Genomic DNA, 25,249 nt, shown 5'->3' with positions numbered 1-25,249 from the left:
TTTAGCAAAACTTAATAAAAATATCCAGTTTTTACAACAGTTTGACGCTTTTGAGAGTCATATTTTAATAAATATTCCCGCGCGATCGCGCCTTGTTCGCGTAGCTGTTCCACTTCGACTTTACCTATCTCGGTATCGGTAGAAAGTAGGATAACTTGATGGGATGCAGTAGGAAAATAGCGTTCGACTAAATTACTGCGGTGGGAAGAATCTAAACGTCCCAACGGGGTATCGATCGCAACGGGTAGATTGCGACCAGAAACTCGTGCCAGTCCCCATAAAAACGCGATCGCGAGTAATTGTTTTTCTCCAGCGGAGAGGCGATGTTTGGGAACGGGCAAACCTTGCAAATCGTAGAGAGAAAGACTGAAATTATTCGTATCGATCGCAACTCGATGCACTAAATCCGATTTATGCAAAAGATAGCGGAAACATTCAGTCACTTCTCCCTCTAATTTATTTAACTTTTTCAGAGTTAAACGTTCTCGAAAAAGCTGGAGCGTTTTTTGAACTTTTGCCACCGATTTAATGATATGTTCGTCGTTAGCGCGATCGATTGCCTGTTCGCTATATTTTTCTAGTTCTTTTTTTATTTTGTCAATCGCTTTGATCGCCTCTTCATACTTATGCTTTCCTGCCTCATAAGCTGCTTGGCGTTTAATTAATTCTTTTTGCGCTTCTTTAACAAGCTGGTCTAACTTTTGATAGTCTTCTGGCGATGCAGCGACAGCTAATTGTCTCTCAGTCGAATCCAATTCTTCTTCGAGTTGTTTTAATCGTTCTATTTGTTTGCTAGCTAAATCTATCTGCATGGAAAGTTGATGTTCTAATAAATTCTCCAGCAGTTTAATTCCTTCTTCATCAATACACAACCACGGCTCTTTATTGAGATCTAGTTCTTGATTTAGAGAGCGATTTTCCTCTTGGAGAAATAATTTAATCTTTTCTAATTGTTTAGAAGTCAAAGATAATTTGTCTAGGTATTCCAACAGGCGATCGTCTCGTTGTTGGATAACATCTCTAGCCACTTTTGCTTGTAGAATCTTTGCTTCTGTTTCTGCTTGTAATTTTACTCGTTTTAATAGAGGAGTCACCAATCCTAATGGCAAAAGATCGGATGCTAGATCGCACATTTCTTGGCGTTGATTATCTGTTGCTTTAGCGAGTTCGTCGAGCTTGCTTTCTAACTGACTTCTTTGGGCAGCAATTCTGCCTCCTTCAGTCCGAAACTTATCGGCTGCTTCTTGATAGTTTTTTTGTGCTTCTTTGAGCTGTTGTTGTAATGTACCTAAAGCTGCTTGGGCAAGTTCTTTCTCTTGGTTATATTGCTTAAGTCTGGCTTCAATTTCTTCTAAATTTGACAATTGAGAAGCACTGGCTAAAGCCTTTCGTTTGCGACTGGCTAGGATATCTAGATCGATAGATAACCGTTCGGCTAATTCGAGTCCTAATAGAGACTGGATGGCTTCAATAACGGCTTGAGGAGGAGTCTCTTGTTCCGCCAGTTCTTTAACTTGTTCTCCATCAAAAAGAAAGAGATTAGAAATTCCCAAGGGAAGAATCGTTTCAATATATTCATCCCAAGTATTGGCTAAGGCAGGATCGGGCCAATCCGTGTCTAAAATGCCTAAGTTGTCTTTTCCATCTTTAGGATTTTTTGTCCAACTGCGGACAATTCTAAATTCTTTCCATTGGTCATTAATAATATGTTCAAAAGCCAGCTCTATACGGGTTTGCTCTATTGATGAAGCTTGGTTGTTAACTGCTTGAGTCAGAAATTCACTATACCCTAAATTACCGCGAGTAGAACAGTGAGCGCGTTGTCCGTATAAAGCAAGACGAATAGCATCCATAAGAGTTGTTTTCCCGCCACCATTCATGCCACCAAAAAGAATAATTGGACGAGTATTTTCATTAATTTCTGGATTTAAGTTAATGACATGACGATTGGCATAAGGACCAAAGTTTTGTAAGACTAACTCTTTAAAAATCATGAAAATTTAAAAATAAAATTATTGATATCTTCCTAAAAAGATTGGTAAGAGGATAGATTATACCACCTATCCTTCGATCGCTAGATTTGAGCGGCACGAAAGGCAGCTCCAATCAGTCCAACTTTTGGATTGAGAACCACATAGACGGGAATTTTATTGAGAATGGGACTGACTCTTCCTTTAGCTTTGAAAGCTTTCATAAAGTCTCCTTGCTTCAAGAGAGATAAAATCTTGGCAGAAATGCCACCAGCAATGTAGAGTCCGCCATAGGGCAATAATTTTAGCGCTAGGTTTCCTGCTTCTGCTCCATAAGCTTCTACAAATAGCCTCATGGTTTGTTGGCACAGACGATCGCTTTGCGCGATCGCTGCTTTGGAAATTTCTGCTGCTAAATCGACGGTTTTCTCTTCCTTGCCGAGTTCTTGCAACCAAGTTTGATAGATTTTGGCAAAGGTAGGAGAGGATTGAGAACTATCCCTGTCCCATAAAAACTGATAAATTGAGACGATTCCTTGTCCAGATACGATTCGTTCGACAGAAACTCGCTCTAAATTATTCTTCTCCAAAATATAATTGAGTAACTGAAACTCTAGGGTAGAATGGGGGGCAAAATCTACATGACCTCCTTCGCTGCTAAAGACGCGATAGCTGTCGTCTGAGAGAGGAATTAAAAATCCTTCTCCTAATCCTGTTCCCGCTCCTAGAATAGCGATCGGAGCATTGCGATCGCTTTCGACTGTCTGTAGCGCATACAAATCTTGCTCGGATAATCCCAACACACCGTAACCAATAGCAGCAAAATCATTAATGAGAGATACTTGAGAAATAGATAATTCTCTCTCGATGCGATCGCCCTCCAACGACCAACTTAAATTTGTCAGTTTCGCAGTATTGTTGGTTACTGGTCCGGCAATGCCAAAGCAAGCTTTTTCAACTATTGGTCGTTCTCCCAATTGTTCTGTCGCTGCCTCTAGCAACCGACATACGATTGGCACTAAGTCGGGAAACTCTTTACTCGAATAAGTTTGCTCGTAAAGCGTGGTTAAGGTTGGGAATTTATACGTTGTTTCCGTTTGTTCCGCTTTAACCAACCGCAAGATAGTTTTTGTGCCGCCAATGTCTCCAGCTAGTAAAATTGCCATAGTAAATTGTTGTTTTTTTGTATTCGATCGATTAGTTTATATTAATTTGAGAGTAATAATTTATTATTTTATGATACTCAAATCTTACTATAGGTGAGGTATTTGCAGCCTAACTAGCTAACAAATTTGGTTCGATTTACATAATTCCAAGCTGGAACAAACTCATTTCTACGAATTGAACAATTCCAATTTATTAGATAAATATTTGGCTAAAAAATTTGTCAATGAATAATTTTTTCAAAATAACTCTAATAGTTATTATCATTCCATTTTTATTACTATCTTATTTCAATCATCCATCTACCGATGATTTCTGCTACGCAAATAAAGTATTAGAATTAGGCTTTTGGAATGCTCAAATATTTTGGTATCTTAATTGGTCGGGTCGTTATTTTGGGACAGCAGCTAATAGTTTGTATGCAGTTATAGTCGGTTTATTTGGAGAAGATAACTACACAACTAATTTTTGGAAACTTTATAAGTTTGTCGCTCCATTTCTGTTTGGAATGTTCTGGATTTCATTGTTTTGCTTTTTCAAAGCGATCGCTGGCAAAATAAGCTCTAATTTGAATATATTTTGGGCAACTTATTTAGGATTTGTTATCTATTTGTGCGGAATGCCTTCAACGGTAGAAGGATTTTACTGGTTAAATGGAGCTTTTTACTATACATTAGGTAATATATTATTATTTTTTCTTTTAGCTTTACTTTTATCAAAAGATCGAATACTTAATTCTAGTAGTTTTTCAAAGAAAATTATTTATGGTTTAGGTTGTGCTTTGCTTGCTGCTGCCATTGCAGGTTCCTCTGAAATTCTTGCTATATTTTTATTGACAATAGCTTTTATAGGCGTTTTATTAACAAGTTACACTAAACATCACAGTTCTTTAATATGGAGAATTGTTTTAGGAGTAACTATAATCTCTATAGCTCTATCTTTCCTGTCTCCTGGAACTTCTCAACGATATAATGTAACTGTAGAGCAAGAGCAGGCTGATTATTCCTTAAAAATGATTTTTGGAATTGCAATTCAATTTATATGTACTCTCAATTCTTGGGTTTTAAATCCTGTCTTATTAAGTGTCAGTCTCATTTTTATTCCTATATCAACTTCGTTAGCAAAACTATATAGAATACCTCAAATTATAGAAACTAAAAAGTTTTTGAGAATTGGATATATTGTTATTTAGACATCTTTAGTAGCCATAACATTTTTCCTGCCTTATGTTTCTGCAGGTTATTTACCAGGTCGAGTTTTAAACACAAGCTATCTTATCTTTTTGATGGGCTGGTTTTTAGGAATTATCGTCTTAATTAATAGTTTAGGAGAGCGGCAAACTGAAACAATAATTGTACCCAAGTATATTGCAATTTCTGCATGGGTAGTAATGATTGTTGGAATCGTATTTGATAGTCATTTCGGACAAGCAACCTATGATTTATTCATTAATGCTCCTCGCTATCATTCCGAATTACAAAATAGATACGAATCGATCGCAAAAAATATTACTGAAAATGAAAAAAGTTTTAGAGTTCCAGCATTAAACAAGCGTATACCCAAAACAATTTATCTTGACGATATTACTCTTGACCCTACCTATTGGAGTAATGAATGTTATGCAAAATTTTTTAATTTAGATTCCATAGCTATTACTAATAAGCGTTAATTGAGCTTTAGCTTTCTGGGAACCAAATTAAAATTGACCCGATCGCGGAAACTAGAATAAGGATCGGTTCCGTCATCATAAGCAAATCAGCCAATAGGATTGGATGATGTAGAATATCTCTCCATCTATTGGAAAATTTTGGGCAAACTCCTAAACGATAGAAATGGAACTAAAAATTGGCTGGCTCTATCCAACTCTCATGAGTACCTACGGCGATCGCGGGAACGTTATCTGCATAGAACGCCGCTGTCGGTGGCGCGGGATTGAAGTATCGATCGTTCCGCTAGACCAACAAACTCAAGCAACTGCATTCTACCAAGTCGATCTCATCGTCGGTGGCGGCGCACAAGACCGACAGCAAGAAATCGTCATGCGCGACTTAAAAGGGGCAAAAGCCGAAGCGCTACGCGATAAACTCGAATCGGGCACGCCGGGAGCGTTCACCTGCGGTTCTCCCCAACTCCTCGGCCATTACTACGAACCTGCGTTTGGGCAAAGAATTGAAGGGTTAGGATTGCTCGATTTCGTCAGCAAACATCCCGGTCCCCAGGCGAAACGCTGCATCGGTAACGTGGTTTTTGAAATTACTGCCTCTCCCTTGGCGCAAGATTTAAGGACAATGCTAGGAGAACCGCCGATTGTCATTGGCTTTGAAAATCACGGCGGTCGAACTTATTTGGGCAATATCGCCCCGTTGGGCAAGGTCATCAAAGGCTATGGCAACAATGGGGAAGATGGCAAAGAAGGAGCATTCTATCGCAACGCGATCGCAACTTATTCTCACGGACCTCTCCTGCCAAAAAATCCCTTCATTGCAGACTGGTTGATTCAAACCGCCCTGCGGCAGAAGTATCAAACCGAGATGGTCTTAACAAAACTTGATGATTCGCTCGCGTGGCGAGCAAGAGAAGCAATGTTTAAACGATTAGAGTTACCCAGCTTGCACAAGACACCCTAAACTATTGATATAGAATTTTTATTTACAACGCGATTGGCAATTCTCAATTGCATAAGAGTTGCCATTTAACGATAAGAGCAACCAGAAAATATGACTGGAAAAGTATTAGAAAATGGTACGGCGGGCGTTCTTGTCCTGATTCTTCCCATTGCGGTGGCGCTAGTAGTAATCTTTACTGCCTGGCCATTACTGTTGTTACTCATAGCCTTCAGCATCGGTTTAAAAATTTGGGACAATTACCAATGGCAACAATGGTGCAAGCAAGTCAATCCCTTCTTTACTCAACTGATTAAAGAAAATCAGGGAGCTTTGACGGTAATGGACTTGTCCCTAAAAGCTAATTTAACTGGAAGAGCAGCTAAACGTTTTTTAGAGAGAAAAGCAGAGGAATACGGCGCTCAACGCAAAGATTACAAAGAGAAAGGCACGGTATATTACTTTCTTACCGTTAGTGCGTTGGGAAGTATTTTTGATGATAGCGACACGATCTCAGACGAGGAAGAGGAAGAACCGCTACCATCGAGAAAAACAACTTCTCAATTAATTAGCGCGCCCGAAAAACCCTCTTTTAGCGCGATCGCTCAACTAGCCAACCAAAAAGAAAAAGAAGCGACTCAGCCGCCAGCAGAAGAAATTACCACTCAAGCGCAAGCAGCGATCGAGCCTACTTCGGTTGCTGAGAAAGAAGCTGCTGCCGAACCAGCGACAATAGAAGAAAGTGGCGCACCCAAACGGGAGGAATCGGGACTAGCCCTAATTCAAGCCGATCTTGCCAAACGTCTCGATATCAATGCCAGTACGGTAGCAAGGCGCAAATCCAGCCCCGATTTTCCAGAATGGAGTCAAAGCAAAGATCCAGAAGGAATCGCCTGGAAATACGTGCCAGAGACGCAAATGTTTGTTCCCATGGATGAGTGATTTGTGCGCGATCGCTGCTCGGATTAAGTTAGATTCTGTGGCGGTTCAAACCGCCCAGTTTCTCATGCCATTTTGGATGAAAGGATTAGGGATTAGTTAATAGTTAGTGGTTAGTCGTTAATTGTCTCCCCATCTCCCCACTCTCCCTCTTTTTCATTACTCCCTAGTTCCTGCTGGCAGATGTAGTTTCGGATCTTGCGCTACCCAACCCGCAGGCGATTTGTAACGAATTTCAAAATGTAAATGAGGCGCTTTTATATCCGGTTTCCCAGTCGTCCCAACCGTTCCGATGACCTCTCCTGCCTTAACCTGCTGACCGATTTTGACCCGAACCTTATCTAGATGGGCATAGCGGGTTTGCCATTCTTCTCCGTGCGAGATAACGATTAAGTATCCGTAGGGACCTTCCTCTCCCACAAAAGCAACAGTTCCCTCATCTGCTGCCAATACTGGCGTTCCCGATTCGGCTAGGAAATCGACGCCGCTATGAAACATCATTTTTCCGTCGGTAGCCTCTTTTTGCCAGCCGTAGGGCAATCCGATGCGAGCATTTTGAGGGAGGGGATAATGTTTTAGTCCCGTGTAGTTCCTCCTGGCATTGTCTCTGGCAGTCCAATTTACCCCAGGAATAAAAACGACTTTAGGAGTTTTTTGACAGCCGTTAAGTTCAAATAAAACATCTGCACGTACTCCATAGGCATTTTCTAGGTCTTTCCAGGTTGCCCCAGCTGGAACTTCTAAGCGAACGCCGTTCATGGGAGGAATGAGAATTTCGCTTCCCACAGGCACAGAACCTCCTTGCAAAATGGGATTGAGTCGAATCAGCGTTTCTGGCAGTAAATTATATTTTTGGGCGATAGTGGCTGCGGTTTCGCCTGGAGCAATTTTGTGACGCTGCAAGCGCGAGAGCAAGGGTGGCTGACAGGATATTCCCTGGGAATGTTGTCCGGTTTCGCCTGGAGATTGAGCAACGATCGCCAGTTCGGGGTGTTTCGTCTGGAATATTATTGCCGGATTAATTAGAGTTGCCGTAGCGAGGGGAAATAGCCAAGAAAACATGCGATCGGTCAAATAATGATTAGCAATCGGTTATTAGAAATGCTACAACACTCTGAGAATGCTAGGAATGGTTTTAACTGCCTCCAAACAGCCAATTTCTTGCAATGCCTGACGGAAGTTCCCCTCGCGAACGTCGTGAGTCACGACGACAATTTCTGCTAACTCGCCTTGGAAACCGATTTGAACCACTGACTCCAAGCTGACTCGATGGTTGCCAAAACAGGTTCCTAAATGACCGATTACGCCGGGAATATCTCGGCATAGGAAACGGGCATAAAAACGAGTTTCTAACTCTTCGATGGGAGTAATGGTGCAATAGTGTTGGTGGGTACAGGTTAATAGGGGATCGAGGGATTGGGTTTTGCCACTACTTTTGAGGATGCCGACAATGTTCATAATATCGGATACGACGGCGCTCGCAGTGGGACCCGAACCCGCACCGGGACCGAAAAACATCACTTGTCCCAGGGGATCGCCCTCGACGAGAATGGCGTTGAAGACTCCATTAATGCCGGCTAGGGGATGAGTTTTGGGAATGAGGGTAGGATGAACTCGCAATTGTAAGGTATCGGATTCGTAGCCGCCAGATCCCTTGGCGATCGCCAGTAATTTAATCACAAACCCCAATTTATCGGCATAATTAATATCGGCGGCGCTGACTTGACGGATGCCTTCGCAGTAGACATTTTCTCGTTTAACCCGTCCGCCAAATCCTAGAGAAGCAAGAATGGCGATTTTATCGGCGGCATCTAAGCCATCGACATCAGCCGTAGGATCGGCTTCAGCGTAGCCTAATTTTTGCGCCTCAGCCAGAACTTCATCAAAATCAGCCCCCGCTGCGGTCATCTGGGTGAGAATATAATTCGTCGTCCCGTTGACAATGCCGATAATGCTAGCGATGCGATTTGCCCCCAGAGATTGCTTGAGGGGTTTGATGACGGGAATGCCGCCGCCAACAGCCCCTTCTAGTAAGACATAAACGCCTGCCGCGTTAGCGGCACTATAGATTTCATCGCCGTAGCGAGCGATCGCGGCTTTGTTAGCAGTGACGACGTGCTTGCCGGCGGAGATGGCTTTGAGAATCAGCGATCGCGCGGGTTCTAATCCTCCGAGCAATTCCACGACGATATCGATTTCGGGATCGGTAACGATTGCCTCTAAATCCGTCGTTATTGCTTGGGGGGGCAATTGTATGCCTCTCGGTTTATCAAGCGATCGCACCCCTACCCGATGAATTGCTATCTCTTTGAGCAGGGAATGCCGCCCAGCAGGATTGAGGATGATTTCTGCCGTTCCCGTTCCTACCGTTCCTAATCCCAGCAAACCTATCTTAAAAGCCACTCTTATTATCCTCAATTGCTAACCCTTATCTAGATTAGCTGCTTTCCTGCACTATCTAAAAAGCCTTTCTTGACGCTTCCACCGCTAGTTGACCGAAACTTTTTTGATTCTCGATTATTCCTGAGTTTTCTCCACAAGCGCCCCTCCACAGCTAGAGGAAGTCACTATCGCCAATCATCTTCGCTAAGTTCCACCAATTCTTCTTCCCTTTCTGTTTCTAAGGTCTCTGCGATCGGTTTAACGACTCTCGCGATCGCGTCTTTGACGAATGCTTTAACAAACTCATCCCTACGATTTAATTGAAACTGTCGCTGCACGACTTCAGTAATACCGCCATCTCCCCAATCTTGATCGTGACGGAAATATTCCACGAAACTTTTCCCGGCAATGCGAGTTAAATAGGCAGCCGTTACACCTTGAATTACTTTGCCGACTAAATAAGTGGCGATCTGAAATTGAAGCGCTCTGGCTAATAATTCGACCGCCCCTTTGACTACGCCCAAACTGACCAAAGTTTTGCCTAAAGATAAGGCTAATTCCTTACCGCGATCGCTATTGAGTTCGCAACCGTAAACGCGACCGATTTCGACGACCATTTGGGCATTGACTGCTGCCGTTGCCAGCATATCGACGACGGGCAAAGGAGTAACGGCAATAACGCCCGCGCCTATCCATTGATAGCGTTCGATAATTTTATCGGCTTGTTGTCGTCGCTGGCGATCGATAATTTGGCGAGCTTCTTCGCCCAAGCGTTGAGATTGCAATAAAATATTATCGGCGATTAAATCTTCTCCCTCTGCTCGCAAAACGGCGGCTAAGCGTTTGATTAAAGGAATAATTTCCGGTTCGGGTTCGACAATGGCACCGCTTTCTAATTGAAACGGCTGAGGATTAGCTGCGATCGCGACCACGTCGGCAGCTTTAATAAAATCTCTTACCCTCGCCCTCAACTTGGTTAAAATTATTTCTCGCTCCTCATCGGTATAAAGATCGGTTTTGTTGAAAACAAGCAGCGATCGCTTGCCAATTTCTGCTAGAGTTTGCAGGGGTTCGTATTCCGACTGCCGCAAGTCATTATCCACCACGAACAACAGCAAATCGGCTTGGGTTGCTAACTGTCGCGCCAACTGTTCCCGTTGCGTCCCGGCAATGCCCGGTTCTAGAATTCCGGGGGTATCGGTAATCAGAATTTCTCGCTCCAAGCCCCGCAACTTAAGACGATAGGTTTCTCCGACTTGCGTCGTCCCCATCGTCGCTTCAACGTTGCCCACCATCTGTCCGATAATGGCATTGACGAGGGAAGTTTTTCCCGCCGAACCCGTCCCGAAGACGACGACTTGCAGTTCTCCGCGCGCCAAATTGGCTTCGATTTCGCGAGAACGGCTCAATAGTGCCTGCTGCGCTACTCTATCCTGAACTTGCTTGACTTGTTTTCTGAGTGCTTTGAGGGCTTCCTCTGCCGCTTCGGTTTTTTGTTCGGGCAGTTTGGCGACTGGGCGGCGCTGCTGTGCCTTTTGGCGAGACTTTTTAGCAGGATAGAGTTGAAAGTAATAAACAAAAGCAGCAATTAATAGCCCCAACAACGCGACGAGTAATAACAGTAACAAATTGGCCAGCAAAGGAGCCGTCCAGCTAATAGTAAGGTAAAGCCGATAAATCGAATGGACTAACCAGATCATTAGTCCGAAGATGAAACTCAGACCGAGAATCCAAATCAGCAGGCGAGAGAGGGGCATGTATCGTCGTTGCGATGAGATATTTCGAGATGGCTAACTAGAGCGAAAATCGTAGCTTAGCGCTTCAACTATAGCCTAGCTTAGAGAAAGCTAACCCAGTTTTTTTCAGGAATCTTCCCTATGGAAGTTGTATTAAACTCAGAACAAACTGGACAATCATTCCAGATTGGTAAAAAAAACACGACTTTTCTTGCTTTAGTCGATCATGGGTCAAAATCATCGGTTAAACTAGCGATTGCCAGCAAATTATTCCTGCTGGCGATCGCTAACCGTTGACTCTCTATTAAAGTTAGATTAGTCTATCCAGAGTAACCTAGCCAAGGTGAGGTAAAGAGAATGGAAACAAAATTGCTCAAAGCTGCTTTAGTGGCTCCGCTAGCCGCAGCCGGACTAGCGCTATCTGTTAATTCTGCCGAAGCTGCTACTTTTAGCACCGATCTAGGTGGCTTCGATCTCGGCGGTGGAGTCAATGTTACTGGTAGTCTTGGTGCGGATGGAAAGGCAGGTACCGAAGACGACAACGTTACGTTTAGTTTTAATCAAACTCGCGTTCTGACAGGCAGAGGAATTTATTCCGGGCTTAGCGGCACTGAGGCTACGATTAAGGATCTGACCCTGGCGCCAGCGCCTCTCAACCCTCAAGGGACTGTTTTACCGTTGGACGATTTCGTATCTTTAGCCAACGGAGAGACTTTTACGCTAGCTTCCATCAATGCGCCTGAATTTGTAGCACGTCCAACCCCTGGCGGTCAGCCAACTACATTCGTTCAGTACTCTTTTGATGGCGTGTTTAAGGGTAGCTCGGGAACAACCTTGATCGGGAGAGGAATTTTTACTTCTCAATTTACTGGCACGGTAGACGATCTTCCCGGACTCCTTGCTAATGGCGGTCTTCAGACTAGCTACTCCGCATCTTTTGCCGCCGTTCCCGAACCCCTAACCATCGCTGGTGCAGGGATGGCAGTAGGATTTGGCGCATTTTTCCGTAGAAAAACCCAAGGAAAAGCCAAGGCCAAGAAAGACTAGCTAGGTTGTAGCTAGAAATTTTCGGGCGTTGCTAGATCGGCAACGCCTTTACTTCGATCGCTCGATAGTTAAATTTTCAACAGTCCTTCAGGATTGACCGAAAAGATCGTTCTTCTCCGTACCCCTTCTTGCTGAAGAATTTCATTAGCCGCAAGTAAGCCGCTACTAACGGCTCTCTCCATCAATCCGCAGGGAAAAGGCATTTTCACCCAATCTCCGGCAAACATTAAATTGGGAATTTCGGTGCTGGTTTGAGGGCGATCGCGATAGCTATTGGGCGGATAGCCAGAAAAATTCTTCTGATTGACCAATTCTCGATGGAGAACGGTTGCTTGTGCCAGTTCTGGCACAATTTCGTACAATTCCTGCTCGAAAGTTTCTAACAGGACTTCCTGAGTGGGAAAGTCTTTTTCTTTGTAACAGTAGGCATGTAACTCGACCACGCTGCCGCCAGTACGCTTTGCCCAGTCGATAAATTGCTCCTGAATGCGGTGATAGAGGGTGATGCTGTCGGTGAGTTGGTAACCGGAAAGGGAGGTAAAGTTGCTGTGTTCCCACTCAAAATCGCGATCGAACCAGAAACGCCCTACGGCAAAGGGATCGGCGCTCGCTAATTTTTCTACCCGCGCTTTAACCGTTGAATTGACCTCGCCCGTCATTAGTCCAAATAAGTGCTGTACCCCAGGAACGTCTGTGGCGATAACGTAATAATCTGCCTGAATTTTGTCTCCAATTGGAGACAAAATTGGCGACGCAGCGATTAACTGCACCGACTCGCCTTGCCGTTGAAGGATATTAAAACGCGGTAAGTCTCGTTTGGCAGGACCTCGCACTACTTTTCCTCGCTCGTCGTACAACGCGCCGTGGCAGGGACAGAGAAACTTGCCATCAGCTTGTCGCCCTACCGTACAGCCCTGGTGAGTACAAGTGAGGGAAATCGCTTCATCGCCTCCCAGTTTGACGGCAAAAACGCGATCGCCCGATCCGTAATATTCTAATCGTTCCTCTTTGAGGAAGGGATTGCGTTCTACCCAAAACGGAACGTCAGTGTAGCTGTTTCCTTTCTGATAGGTTAAATAGTCAATTTGTCCATTTTGGCAGTGAATTTCGCTGACGGTTGCTTCGGTAATAATCTTGCCGCCGTTGCGCGCGATCGCACGAGCAATGGGTTGTACTAAACTCGTTCCCATATCGTCTCTAGTGCCGTTAAAAGCCAAACCTTCGGGATTGCCAAAAAAGTAGAAGTGGAAAAACTGCAATAATTCTCCCGTACTCAATACATCGGGCGCGTTGAGGCTCGATTTAGCGAAGGGAAGAAAATAGAGATCGTACAATCCTTGAGGAAAGCCTCCCCGTGCCCAGTCAGTTACGGAAATGCCATCGAGGCGGTTGAAGCTTTTGGGAATTTGGAACCCTGTAATCGCGCGAAATACCTGCCAATGAGAGGGTTGGGTTAGGTTAATTCCCCAGCGAAATCGATTGGGAGAGGAAATCGCCAAGTCAACGATATTCCAGGGAAAAGCCGAGTGACTGGGACGAAAAATTTCGGGAGCGTATTGCCCCTGACGAAACACTAGGGAATAAAATTCTAACGATTTAAAATTGTCGCTAATTTCTAGTTCTTTAATGAGGCTGTTGAGGTTATAGTACTGTGGGAAAAAGCCATGAAAGCCATGTTCCATCATAAACTCTTCTTCCCCTACTTGAATTTTCCAACTGGCAATTTTACCGCCCAAATTGGGCGATCGCTCCAACAAGGTAACGGCAAAGCCTCGCTGACTCAGCTCGTAGGCACAAGCTAGTCCCGCCAACCCCGCCCCAACGATAACGACGGTTTTTTGGCGATCGAGTCGGTACGGTAGCGCCAAACTATCTTGAATAAATACCGATGGCTGGGGTTTCCAAAAGCGAGAATATCCCACCAGTCCTCCAACAGCGCCAACGCCGAGCAGTTTTAGGGCAGTTCGTCGAGAAATCGATGGGAGAGAAGAAGATTGTGATGGCTGATTCATGAACTCCTCAGACTCGTTTACGGGTTTAATTGTGTCATCGAGCGAATTATTGTTAATAAATGTAACAAGATGGCTCGCCATACGGATCGCCCCCTATTCTTCCTTCGATCGCGATCGCACCCCACCCCATTGCCAACAAGGGAACGAGAAATTCAATTAAAATACTTTTTGCCTTTTTCCTTTTAACTTTTGACTGGCTTTGATTTTCCTTCGAGTAGTTTTTGCTTGCGATCGAGGCGATAAGCATCGGCATACTGTCTGGGACTTATGCCGACGATACGTTTGAAGATGCGTTGCAGGTGATGCGGACTCAGGTTGAAGGAGTCGTAAGTTGGGCAAGCGTTGGCGGAGGAGCGAATCCTTCGGCGATCGCTCCACAGACTTGTCGAATCAGATCGAGGTGGGGTTCGTCGGGTAAAATCCGATTGGGATAACAGCGCTGGCAGGGAGGAAACCCGGATTGTTCTGCTTTGTCAGGTTGGGAAAAAACAGCGCGTTTTCTCGCCGAGGTTGCCGCGACGGACAGGGGGGAAGGCAATAAATCCCCGTCGAACGGACGGCATAGACGAAGGTGCGATCGGATTGGGAATCGCGATCGACAACAGCTTGCCAGTATTCATCTTCGCGCATCGGGTCGTCTCCAAAATCATGCTCTTTGGATTGAGACTAACCCGCGCTGGCTATGCAACTCTATCGGTTTCTTGCGCTTTAATCCTACCAAACGGTTTGCGATCGCTGATGTAATACTAGACCGTATACGGCTTCGGTTTGCCGTGCTAGTTTGGGCCAGCTAAAACGGCGTTCTAGGTCTTCATAAGCATTATCGATTAACCACTGGGCATAGCCGGGATTTTTCAAAACTTCTAGAATTCCCCATGCCAGAGAGTCGGGATTATTGGTATGCGTCACAATTCCCGTTCTCGTATGTCGTACCACTTCGGGAAATCCGCCTGTATCCGATACTACAACGGGAACGCGGGCGGCAAAGCTTTCTAGGGCAACGATCCCAAAAGGTTCGTAAAGACTGGGGAAGACGGCACAATCGGCTATAGTTTGGAACTTATCTAAATCCTCCTCGGACATGAAACCTGTAAAGTAGCACTTGTTCGAGATCCCCAAGTTCCAAGCTTGCTCTTTGAGCTTATCGGTATTGCCGCCGCCGATAATCACAAATTTGACATAGCCGCCCATCTCCCAAATAACTTTGGGAGCAGCATTTAACAGTACGGCAACTCCTTTTTCATAAGTCATGCGACCGACGTAATAAACAATTTTTTCGCCATCTTCGGCATAGCGACGGCGAAACGCCTGGTAGTCGAAGTGAGGATCGCGTTGCTTTTTCTCGGCTCGGATGCCATTATAAACAACGTCTATTTTGTCCCAGGGAGTTCCCAATGCTCGTTGCAGTTCTTGACGCATGTAGTCGCTACAGACGATGATGCGCCATGCATTGTAAGCCAGGTTTCCTTCTTTGCTGGCGATGTAACGCTGCTCCTCTGTGTAAATGCCGTTGTGGCGACCGTATTCCGTAGCGTGAAAGGTAGCAACTAAAGGAATCTTAAAATGGTGCTTGAGCGCGATCGCGGCATCCGATACCAACCAATCATGGGCATGGAGAATATCAAAAGGGCCTTCTTCTGCGATCAGCTTGCCCCCGTAATACCCCATACTGTCGTTCATGTTGACGACCCAATGGAAAAAGTTATGAGCTGGGGCAACGGGAACCCGATGAACGCGAACTCCTTCTACCTCTTCATAACCGGGAGCTTGACCGAACTCCACTGTAATTAAACGAATCTCATGCCCCAATTTCACCAGTTCTGGATAAATTTCCGCCACATGGCGCGCGATACCGCCGACAATGCGCGGGGGAAACTCCCATGTTAGCACCAGAATCCTCATGCGCCCCAAACCTCTATCCTCTAAAAATATCAATCCAAACTTACATATTTCTCTAACTTTGGCAACCGTTTTACCACACTGGATCGGAATATAGATGAATGGTTAAATGTTGCTTTCCGTCTGGAACGGAACTAATACAAGCACAAATGGGAGTTCCATCGCCCAGTTCGACCTCGCAAGCATAACAAGACCCCATTAAACAACCAGTGGGAATAAAAACTCCTGCCCGTTTGGCTACCTCTAACAGGGGTTCTCCTGGTTGCGCGTCAATCGTAACATCGTCAGGCAGAAATTGAACGTTAACTGTCATCAGTAATCTCAATAGATGAATCTCATCTTTCATCTATGTAGATTAACTCAATTGAAAGAAAAATGTGTCCTTGCAGATGCTCCCAAACTGAAGGCAGTAGCCCAGTAACGAAAGGAGCAAATTTTACCTCAATTTCTTAGAAGAGATTTTAATTTCATCGAGATTCCAAAAAGCGCCTCCAAGTGCAGAAAATTGAATTCCTTCAAAGCGATCGCGTACCGCCCCTAAAGAATAGGGTTGAACTAAATAAATCATGGGCAAATATTCTTGCTCTATCCGTTGAATTTCAGTATAGATTGCTTTGCGTTTTTCTATGTCTAATTCTCTAGCTCCTTGGATAGTCAATTGAGCCAGTTTTTGTTCCCACTCCGATACTTCCCAGCCCTCTATTGGTTTCTGTCCCGGTTGGGGTTTCTGATTAAAAGTATGCAAATTACCATCAGTCAGCCAAACGTTAGGTATATGAGGTTCGTTATCGCCTGTCAAGCCAAGCAAATAACATTCCCAATCCAAGCTATTGCTCAATTTGTCTACTAAAACATTAAAATCAATAGGGGTATAATCGACTTGAATGCCTATTTTGGCCAAGTCATTTTTTATTTGTGCCCCCATCGCTTCCCGACTTTTATTACCAGAATTAGTGATTAGAGTAAAACGAACTCGATTTCCTTCTGAATCCAATAATTGTTCTTTGCTATTGTATTTAAACCCGGCTTCTTGTAATAATTTCTTTGCTTTTTCTGGATTATAATTATATCCCTTCAGGGTTTTATTATAGTAAGGAGATTGAATAGAAATTAATGAGTTAATCGGCGCTCCTAGACCCTGATAGATATTATTAATAATTCGTTGGCGATCGATCGCATAGGCAACTGCTTGTCTAAATTTAACATTATTAAACCAGCGAGATTTAATCGGATTAACTAACGGCTTTCCATTTCTTGTGCCTTTATTAAGATTAAAAGAAATAAACTGCGATCCATAAGCAGGACCTCCATTATAAATAGTAAACTTGCCTCGATCTTCTTCTCGTTTGAGCAAGGAAAAATATTCGGGATTAACGCTCAGAGAATCTAAACTTCCCGACCGAAATTGCAATAAAGAAGTATCTTGAGATTCTACAATTGCTAAAATCACTCGCCCGATATAAGGTAATCGATTTCCTTGTTTATCCTTTTTCCAATAGTAAGGATTGCGCTCGAAGATAACCCGCTGACTGGTAACAAAATTTTTGAGTTTGTAGGGGCCATTAACAATAATCTGTTCGGGGGGCGTATCGACTCCCCAAGTAGAGAGAAATTTGAGCCTTCCCTCTGCATCTTTTGTTTCTAATGTTTTTCGTAAGATATGGGCAGGTAAAATAGGCAATCCAGCCGTATCGAGAAAAGGTGCATAGGGTTCTGGCAAAATAAATTCTACTCTTCGGTCGTCTAGTTGGCGAATTTTAGGAAAAGCTTGGCTGAGACCGATTTTTAGGCTGTCTTTGTAATTGTTAGGAATATTTTGGTTGAGATAGAGGTCATTGTAGCTAAAAACGACATCGTCCGCAGTTAGCGGTTGTCCGTCCGACCACTTCAACCCTTTCCTAAGCGTAAAAACAAACTTCAGTTTATCCTCGGAAACTTGCCAAGATTCGGCTAAAGCCGGTTCTTTTTTTCCCGTGATAGGATTTTCGGTAATTAGACCTTCGTAGATATAACCAAAAACATTCGGCGACTCTGCCGAGAGAACGGCATTAAACGTTTTGGGATCGCTTATGATTGAGAAAACGACTTGAGGAACTTGAGCCGCTTGGCTTCTGAAACTGGCTGGATTGCAAGCCCCCAGAGAGACTGTAACGAGTATCCCTAGGACAATTGCTATCCCACGACGACAAATTGTAGCAATAGAACTAGAAAGTTTGGTCATTTGTCTTTTATCTATTGTCATTGGGGATTAGTCGTAGGGGCAGTTTTTTTGGCAGTAAGTGTAGGTAAATCTCTTCGGGTTTTTAGATAAACTCGCCCGTACAGGGGTTAGTTGTTAATTGTCTCCCAGTCTCCCCACACCCCCTACCCCTACACCCCGTCTTCCGTCCTAACCAAGTCCGTCTCGGCGTCCGAGTTCGTAGACTCCGCCAGCAATACAAGCTAAAATTCCTACACTAACTGCCCAACTGCGACCTAAACCGATTTCTACGCCCCAGTTACAGAGTCCTCCCAGGGTAAGAAAGGGAACGATGCTAAACAGAGAAGCATAAAAAGCGTTTTGCGATTCTCTTGCCCGACGAGTTTTTTCAAACTCTTCAACCGAAGTGTACAGCGATCGCTCGGCAAAGTTAAACCAGCGATCGAGTTTTTCGATAATCCATTCTCTAGCCGATGAGAGCCCCAAATATAAAGCCAAAGACCAAAGACAACTACCAGCGATCGCAATCGGATCTAGCTTGAGCGAAAAGGGAAGGAAAGCATCGAGCATAAGCAGAGTGACGCGATAAACAAGCGCAATTTACTTACTGTTTCTGGATTTTAACAAAATCTTCCTATAAGCTGATATGATATCGGACAGCGATCGGCTTTGACGATCTTTTAAAAAACTCCCGATCGATCTAGTTTGTAGGTGTGAGAAGTGAGCTTATGAAACTCATTGCCTCCCTAAGACGAACAGCAAAAGGTCTTCGTCTGCGACAACATTATTTTCTCCTCTTAACGCTTCTGGTTATGGCAACCTGCATTGCCATAGGAGGAGTTAAACAACAGCCTCTCCAAGCCCAAACCGTTCCTGCTGCTATAAGGAACAATCCTTGGCAATACGCTTCTTTTCCAGTAGAAAATTTTCAGGCTTACACCTCTCCCTTTGGCTATCGCACCTCTCCGGTCGATGGAACGACTCAATTTCACTACGGTTTGGATATGGCAGCCCCCTTGGGAAGCTACGTTCGCAATTGGTGGGGCGGTAAGGTAATAGAACTATCGGACGATACGGGCTGTGGTACTAGAATTGCCATCCAATCGGGACAGTGGAAACATATTTACTGTCATCTTATGGGACACGTTGAAGAAACACCCCAAGGTCGTTATTTGATCGACCGAGAAGGTGGAGTTATCCTTGGGCAAGGGCAAGACGTTCCCGCTAGTGCCCGAATTGCCCGCGTAGGAATGACGGGTCGGACGACAGGACCCCATCTTCATTGGGAGTTAAAGTACGCTGACAAATATATCGACCCCGCCCTCGTGCTTCAGGAAATGTATAGCCGACGTTCGGCTGCTCGTTCTTGATAGAACACAGTAGTTTAAGAGTTCGAGAATTCGGGAGATTGAGTTACTATCTCGCGAATCTCTTCTACCCGTTGCTCGTACTGGGATTCATCAAGAACTGGAAGGCTTCCTTCCAGAGGAATGGATTGTAACAGTTCGATCCAAGATTTACAGCCGCCGTATTCTTGAGAGTAGGAAACCATCTGCGGCTGAGGAAGTCGATAAACTCGCAGCAGGAGAACGTATAGCGGTTGGCGAGGTTTCCAGTTAAAGCGATCGCTCGCCAATCGCTCGTTCCAGATATGATAGGGAAGCAGGCGATCGACAACTGATGCTTCGCTGACACAAAAGACATTGCTAATCTCTGCCCAACTGCCAATGCGAACGGTTTGTGGGTGCCAACCAGAAGCGACGGGCGTTACTTGTCCGGCGTATTCTGGCTTAAGTAGATAAGGTTTTTGATGCTCGTAAGTCGGATAAAGCAGCGCTCGCTCGTACCGAACCTGAAAACGCGCCCCAACTTCTCGAATTCCGCCTTTACGCAGCAGCATGATGGTTTTACCCGCTTCTAAGGCATTGACAGCAACTGCCCATTCTTTTAAGGCGTGCGTGGTACTGGGCATATTCTTTACCGAAGTGTTTGGACAGCTTAGTTGGCTGGCTTTATTAGCAATAATACGACAATCCCATACTAAATTGTTGTCAATCGACGCTCTTGAGCTTTACTTTAGCTAGAGAGTTTATGTAGACGATTTGCGAATTGGCTTGACATTCTCATGTCACATTTGCGCCTCATACTAAAAATAAAGAATTTATTAAAGATTTAGCTCGCTCAAGAACCCAAAACATATTTTTTTTCAACCCTTTAAAAGCTGTCTAGCATGAATACTGTCGAATCTCAGCAGACCAAGTCGGATAAACCGTCAAACATAGAACAACTGGATTCCAAACCTTTACCGCCTAAGAAACCCTGGTTCTGGGCACTGCTAATACTAGCTCTAACGACGGGTGGAATTGGACTCTGGCGCATCCTTACTTCTCAAAACCCAACCTCTGCACCAACTATAACCCAGCAGCAGAGACAACCGCCCAGAGCCGTCGAAACCGTAGCGCTTTCTACTGGAAACGGGACGAGACGCGTACAACTATTGGGTTAGGTAGAATCCAGAGAGCAAGCAACAATTCGCGCTCAGACAGACGGGGTGATTCAACGGATTTTGGTACAACCAGGCGATCGCGTGACGGTTGGGATGACGATTGCCATCCTCGACGACTCCGACCAACAGCTAGCCGTTGCCGAAGCAAAGGCAAGACTGGCACAGGAACGCAGCAACCTCGCTCGTTTGGAAGTAGGAACGCGACCAGAAATTATCGCCCAAAGACAAGCAGCTGTGAAATCAACCAAAGCGCGAGAACAGGAAACCCAAGACAACCTCGATCGCCTGATTAACCTCGTCGCAGAAGGCGCATTCTCCCAACGCAATCTAGTTGAAGCCAGAGCGGCGGTAGATGACACACGAGGGGAACGATTAGAGGCAGAAGCGGCTTTAGCCGAAGCCGTAGCAGGTCCGATTCGAGAAGAGATTGCCGCACAACGGGCGAATGTCGCGGCGGCAGTGGCAGCTTTAAATCAAGCCGAATTATCTCTACAAAGAACTCGCGTGAACGCCTTGACCTCTGGAGTCGTGCAACAGCGGCAAGTTAGTCCGGGAGATTATATAGAAAGTTCGGGCGCGATCGCAACTTTAGTTGCTGAAGATAGCCTCGATGTTTTCCTCGAATTGCCAGAGGAATTGAGCGGCACGATTAGATCTGGCTTATCCGTAGAATTACGCGCTCGCGCCTTACCGCAATGGCGAGAACGCGCCACAATTACAGGGGTTGTGCCAGAAGCCAATTCCGCATCGAGGCGACAGCGAGTGAGGGTTCGCTTAGACAATCCTCCCCCAGGATTATTATCCGGCATGGCAGTGACGGGAACTCTGGAGTTGCCATCCAATCGATCGGGTTTTGTCGTGTCTCGCGATGCGCTGACCAGAAGACAAAATCAGTGGCTCGTTTTTACTGTTGTCGATGGCAAGGCAAAACCAATTGAAGTGGAAATGATTGCCGATATGGGACAAGAAGTTGCGATCGACAGCGAACAATTACGCACAGGACAGCCCATTGTTTTACGAGGTGGAGATGGACTGACCGATGGAGCATCTGTAAGAGTAATCAATTCTAAATTATAAATTTTGAATTATGAATTTTATTGAAACTGCCGTTCGCTGGCGACACGGAACATTCGTTTTATTCTGCCTGCTAGCTATATTGGGCATTCTTTCGCTATTCAACATGCCACTGGAACTGCAACCGGGGGGCGATCGCCCAGAGATTACTATCACTACCCCTTATCGAGGTGCGGGACCAACAGAAGTCGAAGACCTAGTTACCCGTCCCATCGAAGAACGCATGGAAGAAGTTTTAGGGGTACAGGAAATCACCAGTAGTTCTCGTCCCGGAAATAGCACGATTACCCTGGAATTTACTTGGAACAGCAATGTCAACGAGCGACTGGTAGACGTACTCAATAAATTGCAACAGGTAGAAGATCTCCCCGAAGAAGCTGACGAATCCAATGTCGAACTGGTAGGCGGCAATAGTTCGCCTATGATGTGGGTGGTACTTGCTCCCAAAGAAGGCGTTCAGAGCGATCCAGATCGCTACCGCGATCTCGTAGAAGACCTCATCGTCCCCAGATTGCGCCGAGTCGAGGGAGTGGGGCAGTTCCTTACTCCTGGCGGAAGGGAACGGGAAGTAGAAGTGCGAGTCGATCCAAGAGCTATTGCAGACCGCAACCTGACCATTGGCGATGTCGTTAGAGTTCTGCAAGAGAATAACCGCGATATCCGAGGCGGTCCTTTGGTATTGGGCAGGCGAGAGTACCGAGTTCGTACTGTAAGCCGATCGCAAGAATTGGAACAAATTGAAGGGTTTATCCTGCGTCGAGATGAGTCGGGTACGGTCTTTCTGCGAGATGTGGCAGAGGTACAGATGGGGCGAAGAATCCAGGATAGTGCTCTAATTTTTAATGGAGAACCTGCGGTTGCGATCGGGATTATTCGTCAAGTCGGGGCAAACGTACCGGAAGTAGCGAGGGGAGTACGCGAAATTATATCGGAGTTTCAGCAACAGTTTGACCGACAGGGAGAAGGCATTCGCTTTGTCTATAACTACGACGAAAACGAGTATGTCGAGCAGTCGATCGCGTTAGTAGAAGGAAACTTACTGACTGGCGCATTGCTGGCGACGGCAGTACTCATCCTTTTCCTCGGTTCGATGCGAACGGTAGCGGTCGTTGCCCTGACTATCCCGACGACCTTGATTACCGCGTTCATCGTCATGTCCTTCCTGAGGCGGACGCTCAATATTATTAGTCTGGCAGGATTGGCGTTTGCCGTTGGCATGGTGGTCGATAACGCGATCGTAGTTATCGAGAATGTTTTCAGCCACTTACAGCAAGGCAAACGACCTATTCGAGCGGCGATCGATGGCACGCAAGAAGTTTGGGGAGCCATGTTGGGATCGACTCTCACTAACGTGGTAGTTTTTATCCCGCTAGTCGTCGTCACGGGCGAGGCAGGTCAGTTATTTACCGATATGGCGATCGCGCTTTCCGCTTCTTCTTTATTCTCTCTATTTGCCGCACTAACTCTAGTTCCCATGCTCTCCGGCTTATTCCTCAAAGAGGAGGAAGCGATGCAAATGCTGGAAGGGGGAGAATATCGAGGCGGCAACTGGTTTGAAAGGTCGGTAGCCAAAACTTCGGCAGTTTTTCGAATGTTTCAAGGCAAGTTAGAAAATTTCCTCGCTTCTACAGTAAGTTGGTCGCTTGGGCGAGGTCGCATGGTACGCCGATTGTTGGTTTTGTCTGTTCCAGTCATGCTTTTGTTGGCTAGCTTTTTCCTGCTGCCTCCTGCCGACTACTTGCCCGAAGGAAACCGGAACCTCGTATTTTGGGTGGCAGATCCTTTACCGGGAACTAGCATTCCCGAAGCGATTCGACTCTCAGAAGATCCCAGAGGATTCTTGAGAGAGCAACCAGCAGTCGATCGCGTCATGTATGTAGACAGACCGGGACGGCGCGGAATTGCCGCCATCCTCAAGCCAGAGTTTGCTACCACGCAAGGACTTGCCGATCTGGTAGACCGGATGCGATCGCAGAATACTAATTTTCCTGGCTATCGTACTCTATTTCCGACTAGATTCTCGATTTTCCAAGATCCGGGCAAACAATTTGAAATTCAAATCGTAGGCGAAGATTTGGAGAGATTGAGTCAGTTGGAGAAGCAAATTACCGATAAATTGCGGGCATTCTCTGGCGTGCAAAATGTTCGCTCCGATTATACTTCGGATGCGGGAGAACTTCAGGTAATTCCCAATCGAGAGAGACTCGCAGAGGTTGGTCTATCCGAAGCCGAAGTAGGAGCAATGGTAGAAGCAGCCCTTGGCGGTCGCTTTGCCTCGGACTACATCGATGGCAAGAAAAAACTAAATGTCTCGGTGGAGTTAAAAAACACCTTCGTACAAACCCCGGAACAATTGCGCCAACTCCCTCTCTATACCCGTCGCGGACAGGTGCAGTTGGCTGATGTGGCAGAGGTACGCGAGACGATCGGGTCCGATGTGATTAACCACGTCGATTTAGAGCGATCGATTACCTTAACGACTTCGCTAGCGCCAGACGCGCCGCTGGGAACTCTGGTCGAACAGACAGAAAACAAAGTGTTAGCCCCATTGCGAGCCAATTTAGCGACAGGATATCGCTTAGAACTGTCTGGTTCTGCCGATCGCTTCTCTAAAACGGTATCTCAACTCGCTTCTGCTTTCGTGCTTTCCGTACTGATTACCTACTTATTGCTGGTGTCGCTCTACCGCTCTTTCCTCTATCCCTTCGTTATCATGGCAACCGTACCGATGGGGATGAGCGGGGCGATGTTGAGTCTGGTGATTGCCAATCATATTCCCGGTCTTATCGTCCCTCTGGATATGATTACCGCTCTGGGATTTGTTATTTTAACGGGCGTGGTGGTCAATAATGCGATTCTATTGGTAGACCGAGCCTTGCAGCTTCAAGAGGAAGGGAAGGATTACGATGACTCTTTGTATTATGCAACGCGCGATCGCCTGCGAGCAATCTTTATGTCCGCTGGAACCAGCGTCTTAGGAATGCTCCCGCTAGCCGTCGTTCCGGGACAAGGGGCGGAACTCTACCAAGGCTTGGGCATTGTCCTCACGGGCGGTCTTGCCTTTTCGACGATTCTGACTCCCACCGTTGTTCCCGCACTGATGGGATTGCTAGGCGATTTTTTCGGTCGCCAGCCATCTAAACCCGACAAGGGAGAAATCGCCGAACCCGTAATAGCAGACAGCAATGGCAAAGCGATCGCATCGTTTAATCGAGCAGACAACTAGCCAATCAAAGGAAAGAGAACAAAAATGCAAAAATTCATTCCCCTAATAGCCAGAACATTTCTCGCTGTAATCTTCGTTCGCTCTGGGTTTGATAAAGCCTTCTTTAATTTCGCTGCTACTCAGCAGCAGATGGCTGAAGCAGGAATCCCAATTCCATTTGTCGTTTTGATTTTTACAATCGCCTTCCAAATTGTCGGAGGCATATCTCTAATCCTGGGATACAAAGCTCAAATCGGAGCCATCCTGCTGCTTATTTTCTTAGTTCCTGCCACTCTCGTTTTTCACAATCCAATTGCTGACCCAAGTCAGACGATCGATTTTATGAAAAACTTGGCAATATTGGGAGGCTTGTTAATGGTCGTTTCCTTTGGCGCGGGATCGTTGAGTTTAGATGCGCGAACTCGCGAATCTAAAGGATATTTACGGACTACACAATTAAAAGAATAGCCTTCAATGAAATAGAATGAAAAGACCAATGAGAACTGCCCAAG

The 25,249-nt window shown here is 45.5% G+C and carries 23 protein-coding genes and 1 pseudogene; 10 read left to right on the top strand and 14 right to left on the bottom strand.

All coding sequences use genetic code 11. From position 1 onward, the window contains the following. Positions 1 to 11 precede the first annotated feature (11 nt). Both dndD and PLE7327_RS11745 read right to left on the bottom strand, forming a co-directional pair. Positions 12 to 1,994 (bottom strand): DNA sulfur modification protein DndD, encoded by a 1,983-nt coding sequence (gene dndD / locus PLE7327_RS11750; RefSeq protein WP_015144051.1) that lies wholly within the window; start codon positions 1,992 to 1,994, stop codon positions 12 to 14. Positions 1,995 to 2,074: 80 nt separating this feature from the next. Beyond that, positions 2,075 to 3,136 carry a glucokinase gene (locus PLE7327_RS11745; protein ID WP_015144050.1) on the bottom strand — a complete coding sequence of 354 codons (1,062 nt, stop codon included), beginning with the start codon at positions 3,134 to 3,136 and terminating at the stop codon, positions 2,075 to 2,077. Between the two features lie 224 nt (positions 3,137 to 3,360). Between PLE7327_RS11745 and PLE7327_RS11740 the strand changes: the two genes are divergently transcribed. The 4 genes from PLE7327_RS11740 (at position 3,361) to PLE7327_RS11725 (ending at position 6,679) form a co-directional block, all read left to right on the top strand. Next, positions 3,361 to 4,326 (top strand): hypothetical protein, encoded by a 966-nt coding sequence (locus tag PLE7327_RS11740; RefSeq protein WP_015144049.1) that lies wholly within the window; start codon positions 3,361 to 3,363, stop codon positions 4,324 to 4,326. Between the two features lie 93 nt (positions 4,327 to 4,419). After that, positions 4,420 to 4,803 (top strand): DUF6056 family protein, encoded by a 384-nt coding sequence (locus PLE7327_RS11735; RefSeq protein ID WP_015144048.1) that lies wholly within the window; start codon positions 4,420 to 4,422, stop codon positions 4,801 to 4,803. A 163-nt stretch (positions 4,804 to 4,966) separates the two neighbouring features. Next, complete coding sequence (locus tag PLE7327_RS11730) at positions 4,967 to 5,761, top strand: type 1 glutamine amidotransferase (protein ID WP_015144047.1); 795 nt, start codon at positions 4,967 to 4,969, stop codon at positions 5,759 to 5,761. 90 nt (positions 5,762 to 5,851) lie between these two features. Further along, on the top strand, positions 5,852 to 6,679 hold the full coding sequence (locus tag PLE7327_RS11725) for a hypothetical protein (protein ID WP_015144046.1): 828 nt from the start codon (positions 5,852 to 5,854) through the stop codon (positions 6,677 to 6,679). A gap of 156 nt (positions 6,680 to 6,835) precedes the next feature. Here the strand turns inward: PLE7327_RS11725 and PLE7327_RS11720 are convergent, their stop codons facing one another. From PLE7327_RS11720 to PLE7327_RS11710, 3 genes are all read right to left on the bottom strand, one after another. Beyond that, positions 6,836 to 7,738: a M23 family metallopeptidase gene (locus PLE7327_RS11720; protein WP_015144045.1), complete on the bottom strand. Its 903-nt coding sequence runs from the start codon at positions 7,736 to 7,738 to the stop codon at positions 6,836 to 6,838. A 42-nt stretch (positions 7,739 to 7,780) separates the two neighbouring features. Beyond that, complete coding sequence (locus tag PLE7327_RS11715; RefSeq protein ID WP_015144044.1) at positions 7,781 to 9,079, bottom strand: homoserine dehydrogenase; 1,299 nt, start codon at positions 9,077 to 9,079, stop codon at positions 7,781 to 7,783. Positions 9,080 to 9,243: 164 nt separating this feature from the next. Further along, a complete protein-coding gene (locus PLE7327_RS11710; RefSeq protein ID WP_015144043.1) occupies positions 9,244 to 10,815 on the bottom strand; it encodes a YcjF family protein in 1,572 nt (523 codons plus the stop codon). A 120-nt stretch (positions 10,816 to 10,935) separates the two neighbouring features. On the opposite strand from PLE7327_RS11710, the gene PLE7327_RS24845 reads away from it, so the two are divergent. Next, positions 10,936 to 11,091 carry a hypothetical protein gene (locus tag PLE7327_RS24845; protein ID WP_015144042.1) on the top strand — a complete coding sequence of 52 codons (156 nt, stop codon included), beginning with the start codon at positions 10,936 to 10,938 and terminating at the stop codon, positions 11,089 to 11,091. Positions 11,092 to 11,151: 60 nt separating this feature from the next. Beyond that, positions 11,152 to 11,841, top strand: coding sequence for a PEP-CTERM sorting domain-containing protein (locus tag PLE7327_RS11705; RefSeq protein WP_015144041.1), 690 nt, complete (start codon positions 11,152 to 11,154; stop codon positions 11,839 to 11,841). 68 nt (positions 11,842 to 11,909) lie between these two features. On the opposite strand, the gene PLE7327_RS11700 is transcribed toward PLE7327_RS11705, so the two are convergent. The 8 genes from PLE7327_RS11700 to PLE7327_RS11670 all read right to left on the bottom strand — a co-directional run bounded on the left by PLE7327_RS11700 (position 11,910) and on the right by PLE7327_RS11670 (position 18,522). Continuing rightward, positions 11,910 to 13,853 carry an FAD-dependent oxidoreductase gene (locus tag PLE7327_RS11700; protein WP_015144040.1) on the bottom strand — a complete coding sequence of 648 codons (1,944 nt, stop codon included), beginning with the start codon at positions 13,851 to 13,853 and terminating at the stop codon, positions 11,910 to 11,912. Positions 13,854 to 13,905: 52 nt separating this feature from the next. After that, the gene (locus PLE7327_RS24005) at positions 13,906 to 14,100 is read right to left on the bottom strand and encodes a hypothetical protein (protein ID WP_217523095.1); all 195 of its coding nucleotides are present in this window, start codon (positions 14,098 to 14,100) and stop codon (positions 13,906 to 13,908) included. Beyond that, on the bottom strand, positions 14,036 to 14,212 hold the full coding sequence (locus PLE7327_RS26550; protein ID WP_371265298.1) for a helix-turn-helix domain-containing protein: 177 nt from the start codon (positions 14,210 to 14,212) through the stop codon (positions 14,036 to 14,038). The genes PLE7327_RS24005 and PLE7327_RS26550 overlap by 65 nt, the downstream gene beginning before the upstream one ends. Positions 14,213 to 14,243: 31 nt before the next feature. After that, positions 14,244 to 14,483, bottom strand: coding sequence for an Ada metal-binding domain-containing protein (locus PLE7327_RS26545; RefSeq protein WP_071880605.1), 240 nt, complete (start codon positions 14,481 to 14,483; stop codon positions 14,244 to 14,246). A gap of 84 nt (positions 14,484 to 14,567) precedes the next feature. Beyond that, on the bottom strand, positions 14,568 to 15,755 hold the full coding sequence (locus PLE7327_RS11685; RefSeq protein WP_015144039.1) for a glycosyltransferase family 4 protein: 1,188 nt from the start codon (positions 15,753 to 15,755) through the stop codon (positions 14,568 to 14,570). A 70-nt stretch (positions 15,756 to 15,825) separates the two neighbouring features. Beyond that, positions 15,826 to 16,065, bottom strand: a complete 240-nt coding sequence (locus tag PLE7327_RS11680; protein WP_041393195.1) for a 2Fe-2S iron-sulfur cluster-binding protein — start codon at positions 16,063 to 16,065, stop codon at positions 15,826 to 15,828. Between the two features lie 123 nt (positions 16,066 to 16,188). Continuing rightward, positions 16,189 to 17,973 (bottom strand): ABC transporter substrate-binding protein, encoded by a 1,785-nt coding sequence (locus PLE7327_RS11675; protein ID WP_051036424.1) that lies wholly within the window; start codon positions 17,971 to 17,973, stop codon positions 16,189 to 16,191. Positions 17,974 to 18,141: 168 nt separating this feature from the next. Next, the gene (locus tag PLE7327_RS11670) at positions 18,142 to 18,522 is read right to left on the bottom strand and encodes a hypothetical protein (protein ID WP_015144036.1); all 381 of its coding nucleotides are present in this window, start codon (positions 18,520 to 18,522) and stop codon (positions 18,142 to 18,144) included. 158 nt (positions 18,523 to 18,680) lie between these two features. Between PLE7327_RS11670 and PLE7327_RS11665 the strand changes: the two genes are divergently transcribed. Next, on the top strand, positions 18,681 to 19,322 hold the full coding sequence (locus tag PLE7327_RS11665; protein WP_015144035.1) for a M23 family metallopeptidase: 642 nt from the start codon (positions 18,681 to 18,683) through the stop codon (positions 19,320 to 19,322). 14 nt (positions 19,323 to 19,336) lie between these two features. Here the strand turns inward: PLE7327_RS11665 and PLE7327_RS11660 are convergent, their stop codons facing one another. Further along, positions 19,337 to 19,924, bottom strand: coding sequence for a DUF1802 family protein (locus tag PLE7327_RS11660; protein WP_015144034.1), 588 nt, complete (start codon positions 19,922 to 19,924; stop codon positions 19,337 to 19,339). Positions 19,925 to 20,182: 258 nt separating this feature from the next. Between PLE7327_RS11660 and PLE7327_RS11655 the strand changes: the two are divergent. The 3 genes and pseudogenes from PLE7327_RS11655 (at position 20,183) to PLE7327_RS11645 (ending at position 25,205) form a co-directional block, all read left to right on the top strand. Continuing rightward, a pseudogene (locus tag PLE7327_RS11655) lies at positions 20,183 to 21,535 on the top strand (efflux RND transporter periplasmic adaptor subunit). Positions 21,536 to 21,545: 10 nt separating this feature from the next. Next, positions 21,546 to 24,758, top strand: coding sequence for an efflux RND transporter permease subunit (locus PLE7327_RS11650; protein ID WP_015144031.1), 3,213 nt, complete (start codon positions 21,546 to 21,548; stop codon positions 24,756 to 24,758). 24 nt (positions 24,759 to 24,782) lie between these two features. Then, a complete protein-coding gene (locus PLE7327_RS11645) occupies positions 24,783 to 25,205 on the top strand; it encodes a DoxX family protein (RefSeq protein ID WP_015144030.1) in 423 nt (140 codons plus the stop codon). Positions 25,206 to 25,249 lie beyond the last annotated feature (44 nt).

The organism is Pleurocapsa sp. PCC 7327, from assembly GCF_000317025.1.
In the GTDB taxonomy this organism is placed as follows: Bacteria; Cyanobacteriota; Cyanobacteriia; order Cyanobacteriales; family Microcystaceae; genus Hydrococcus.
This window is presented reverse-complemented; position numbering and strand designations above follow the sequence as displayed.

Excerpts from the sequence above, each read along its gene's own strand:
- dndD (WP_015144051.1), bottom strand. The coding sequence starts at position 1,994 with ATGATTTTTAAAGAGTTAGTCTTACAAAACTTTGGTCCTTATGCCAAT.
- PLE7327_RS11745 (WP_015144050.1), bottom strand. The coding sequence starts at position 3,136 with ATGGCAATTTTACTAGCTGGAGACATTGGCGGCACAAAAACTATCTTG.
- PLE7327_RS11740 (WP_015144049.1), top strand. The coding sequence starts at position 3,361 with ATGAATAATTTTTTCAAAATAACTCTAATAGTTATTATCATTCCATTT.
- PLE7327_RS11735 (WP_015144048.1), top strand. The coding sequence starts at position 4,420 with ATGGGCTGGTTTTTAGGAATTATCGTCTTAATTAATAGTTTAGGAGAG.
- PLE7327_RS11730 (WP_015144047.1), top strand. The coding sequence starts at position 4,967 with ATGGAACTAAAAATTGGCTGGCTCTATCCAACTCTCATGAGTACCTAC.
- PLE7327_RS11725 (WP_015144046.1), top strand. The coding sequence starts at position 5,852 with ATGACTGGAAAAGTATTAGAAAATGGTACGGCGGGCGTTCTTGTCCTG.
- PLE7327_RS11720 (WP_015144045.1), bottom strand. The coding sequence starts at position 7,738 with ATGTTTTCTTGGCTATTTCCCCTCGCTACGGCAACTCTAATTAATCCG.
- PLE7327_RS11710 (WP_015144043.1), bottom strand. The coding sequence starts at position 10,815 with ATGCCCCTCTCTCGCCTGCTGATTTGGATTCTCGGTCTGAGTTTCATC.
- PLE7327_RS24845 (WP_015144042.1), top strand. The coding sequence starts at position 10,936 with ATGGAAGTTGTATTAAACTCAGAACAAACTGGACAATCATTCCAGATT.
- PLE7327_RS11705 (WP_015144041.1), top strand. The coding sequence starts at position 11,152 with ATGGAAACAAAATTGCTCAAAGCTGCTTTAGTGGCTCCGCTAGCCGCA.
- PLE7327_RS11700 (WP_015144040.1), bottom strand. The coding sequence starts at position 13,853 with ATGAATCAGCCATCACAATCTTCTTCTCTCCCATCGATTTCTCGACGA.
- PLE7327_RS24005 (WP_217523095.1), bottom strand. The coding sequence starts at position 14,100 with ATGCTTATCGCCTCGATCGCAAGCAAAAACTACTCGAAGGAAAATCAA.
- PLE7327_RS26545 (WP_071880605.1), bottom strand. The coding sequence starts at position 14,483 with ATGCGCGAAGATGAATACTGGCAAGCTGTTGTCGATCGCGATTCCCAA.
- PLE7327_RS11685 (WP_015144039.1), bottom strand. The coding sequence starts at position 15,755 with ATGAGGATTCTGGTGCTAACATGGGAGTTTCCCCCGCGCATTGTCGGC.
- PLE7327_RS11680 (WP_041393195.1), bottom strand. The coding sequence starts at position 16,065 with ATGACAGTTAACGTTCAATTTCTGCCTGACGATGTTACGATTGACGCG.
- PLE7327_RS11675 (WP_051036424.1), bottom strand. The coding sequence starts at position 17,973 with ATGACCAAACTTTCTAGTTCTATTGCTACAATTTGTCGTCGTGGGATA.
- PLE7327_RS11670 (WP_015144036.1), bottom strand. The coding sequence starts at position 18,522 with ATGCTCGATGCTTTCCTTCCCTTTTCGCTCAAGCTAGATCCGATTGCG.
- PLE7327_RS11665 (WP_015144035.1), top strand. The coding sequence starts at position 18,681 with ATGAAACTCATTGCCTCCCTAAGACGAACAGCAAAAGGTCTTCGTCTG.
- PLE7327_RS11660 (WP_015144034.1), bottom strand. The coding sequence starts at position 19,924 with ATGCCCAGTACCACGCACGCCTTAAAAGAATGGGCAGTTGCTGTCAAT.
- PLE7327_RS11650 (WP_015144031.1), top strand. The coding sequence starts at position 21,546 with ATGAATTTTATTGAAACTGCCGTTCGCTGGCGACACGGAACATTCGTT.
- PLE7327_RS11645 (WP_015144030.1), top strand. The coding sequence starts at position 24,783 with ATGCAAAAATTCATTCCCCTAATAGCCAGAACATTTCTCGCTGTAATC.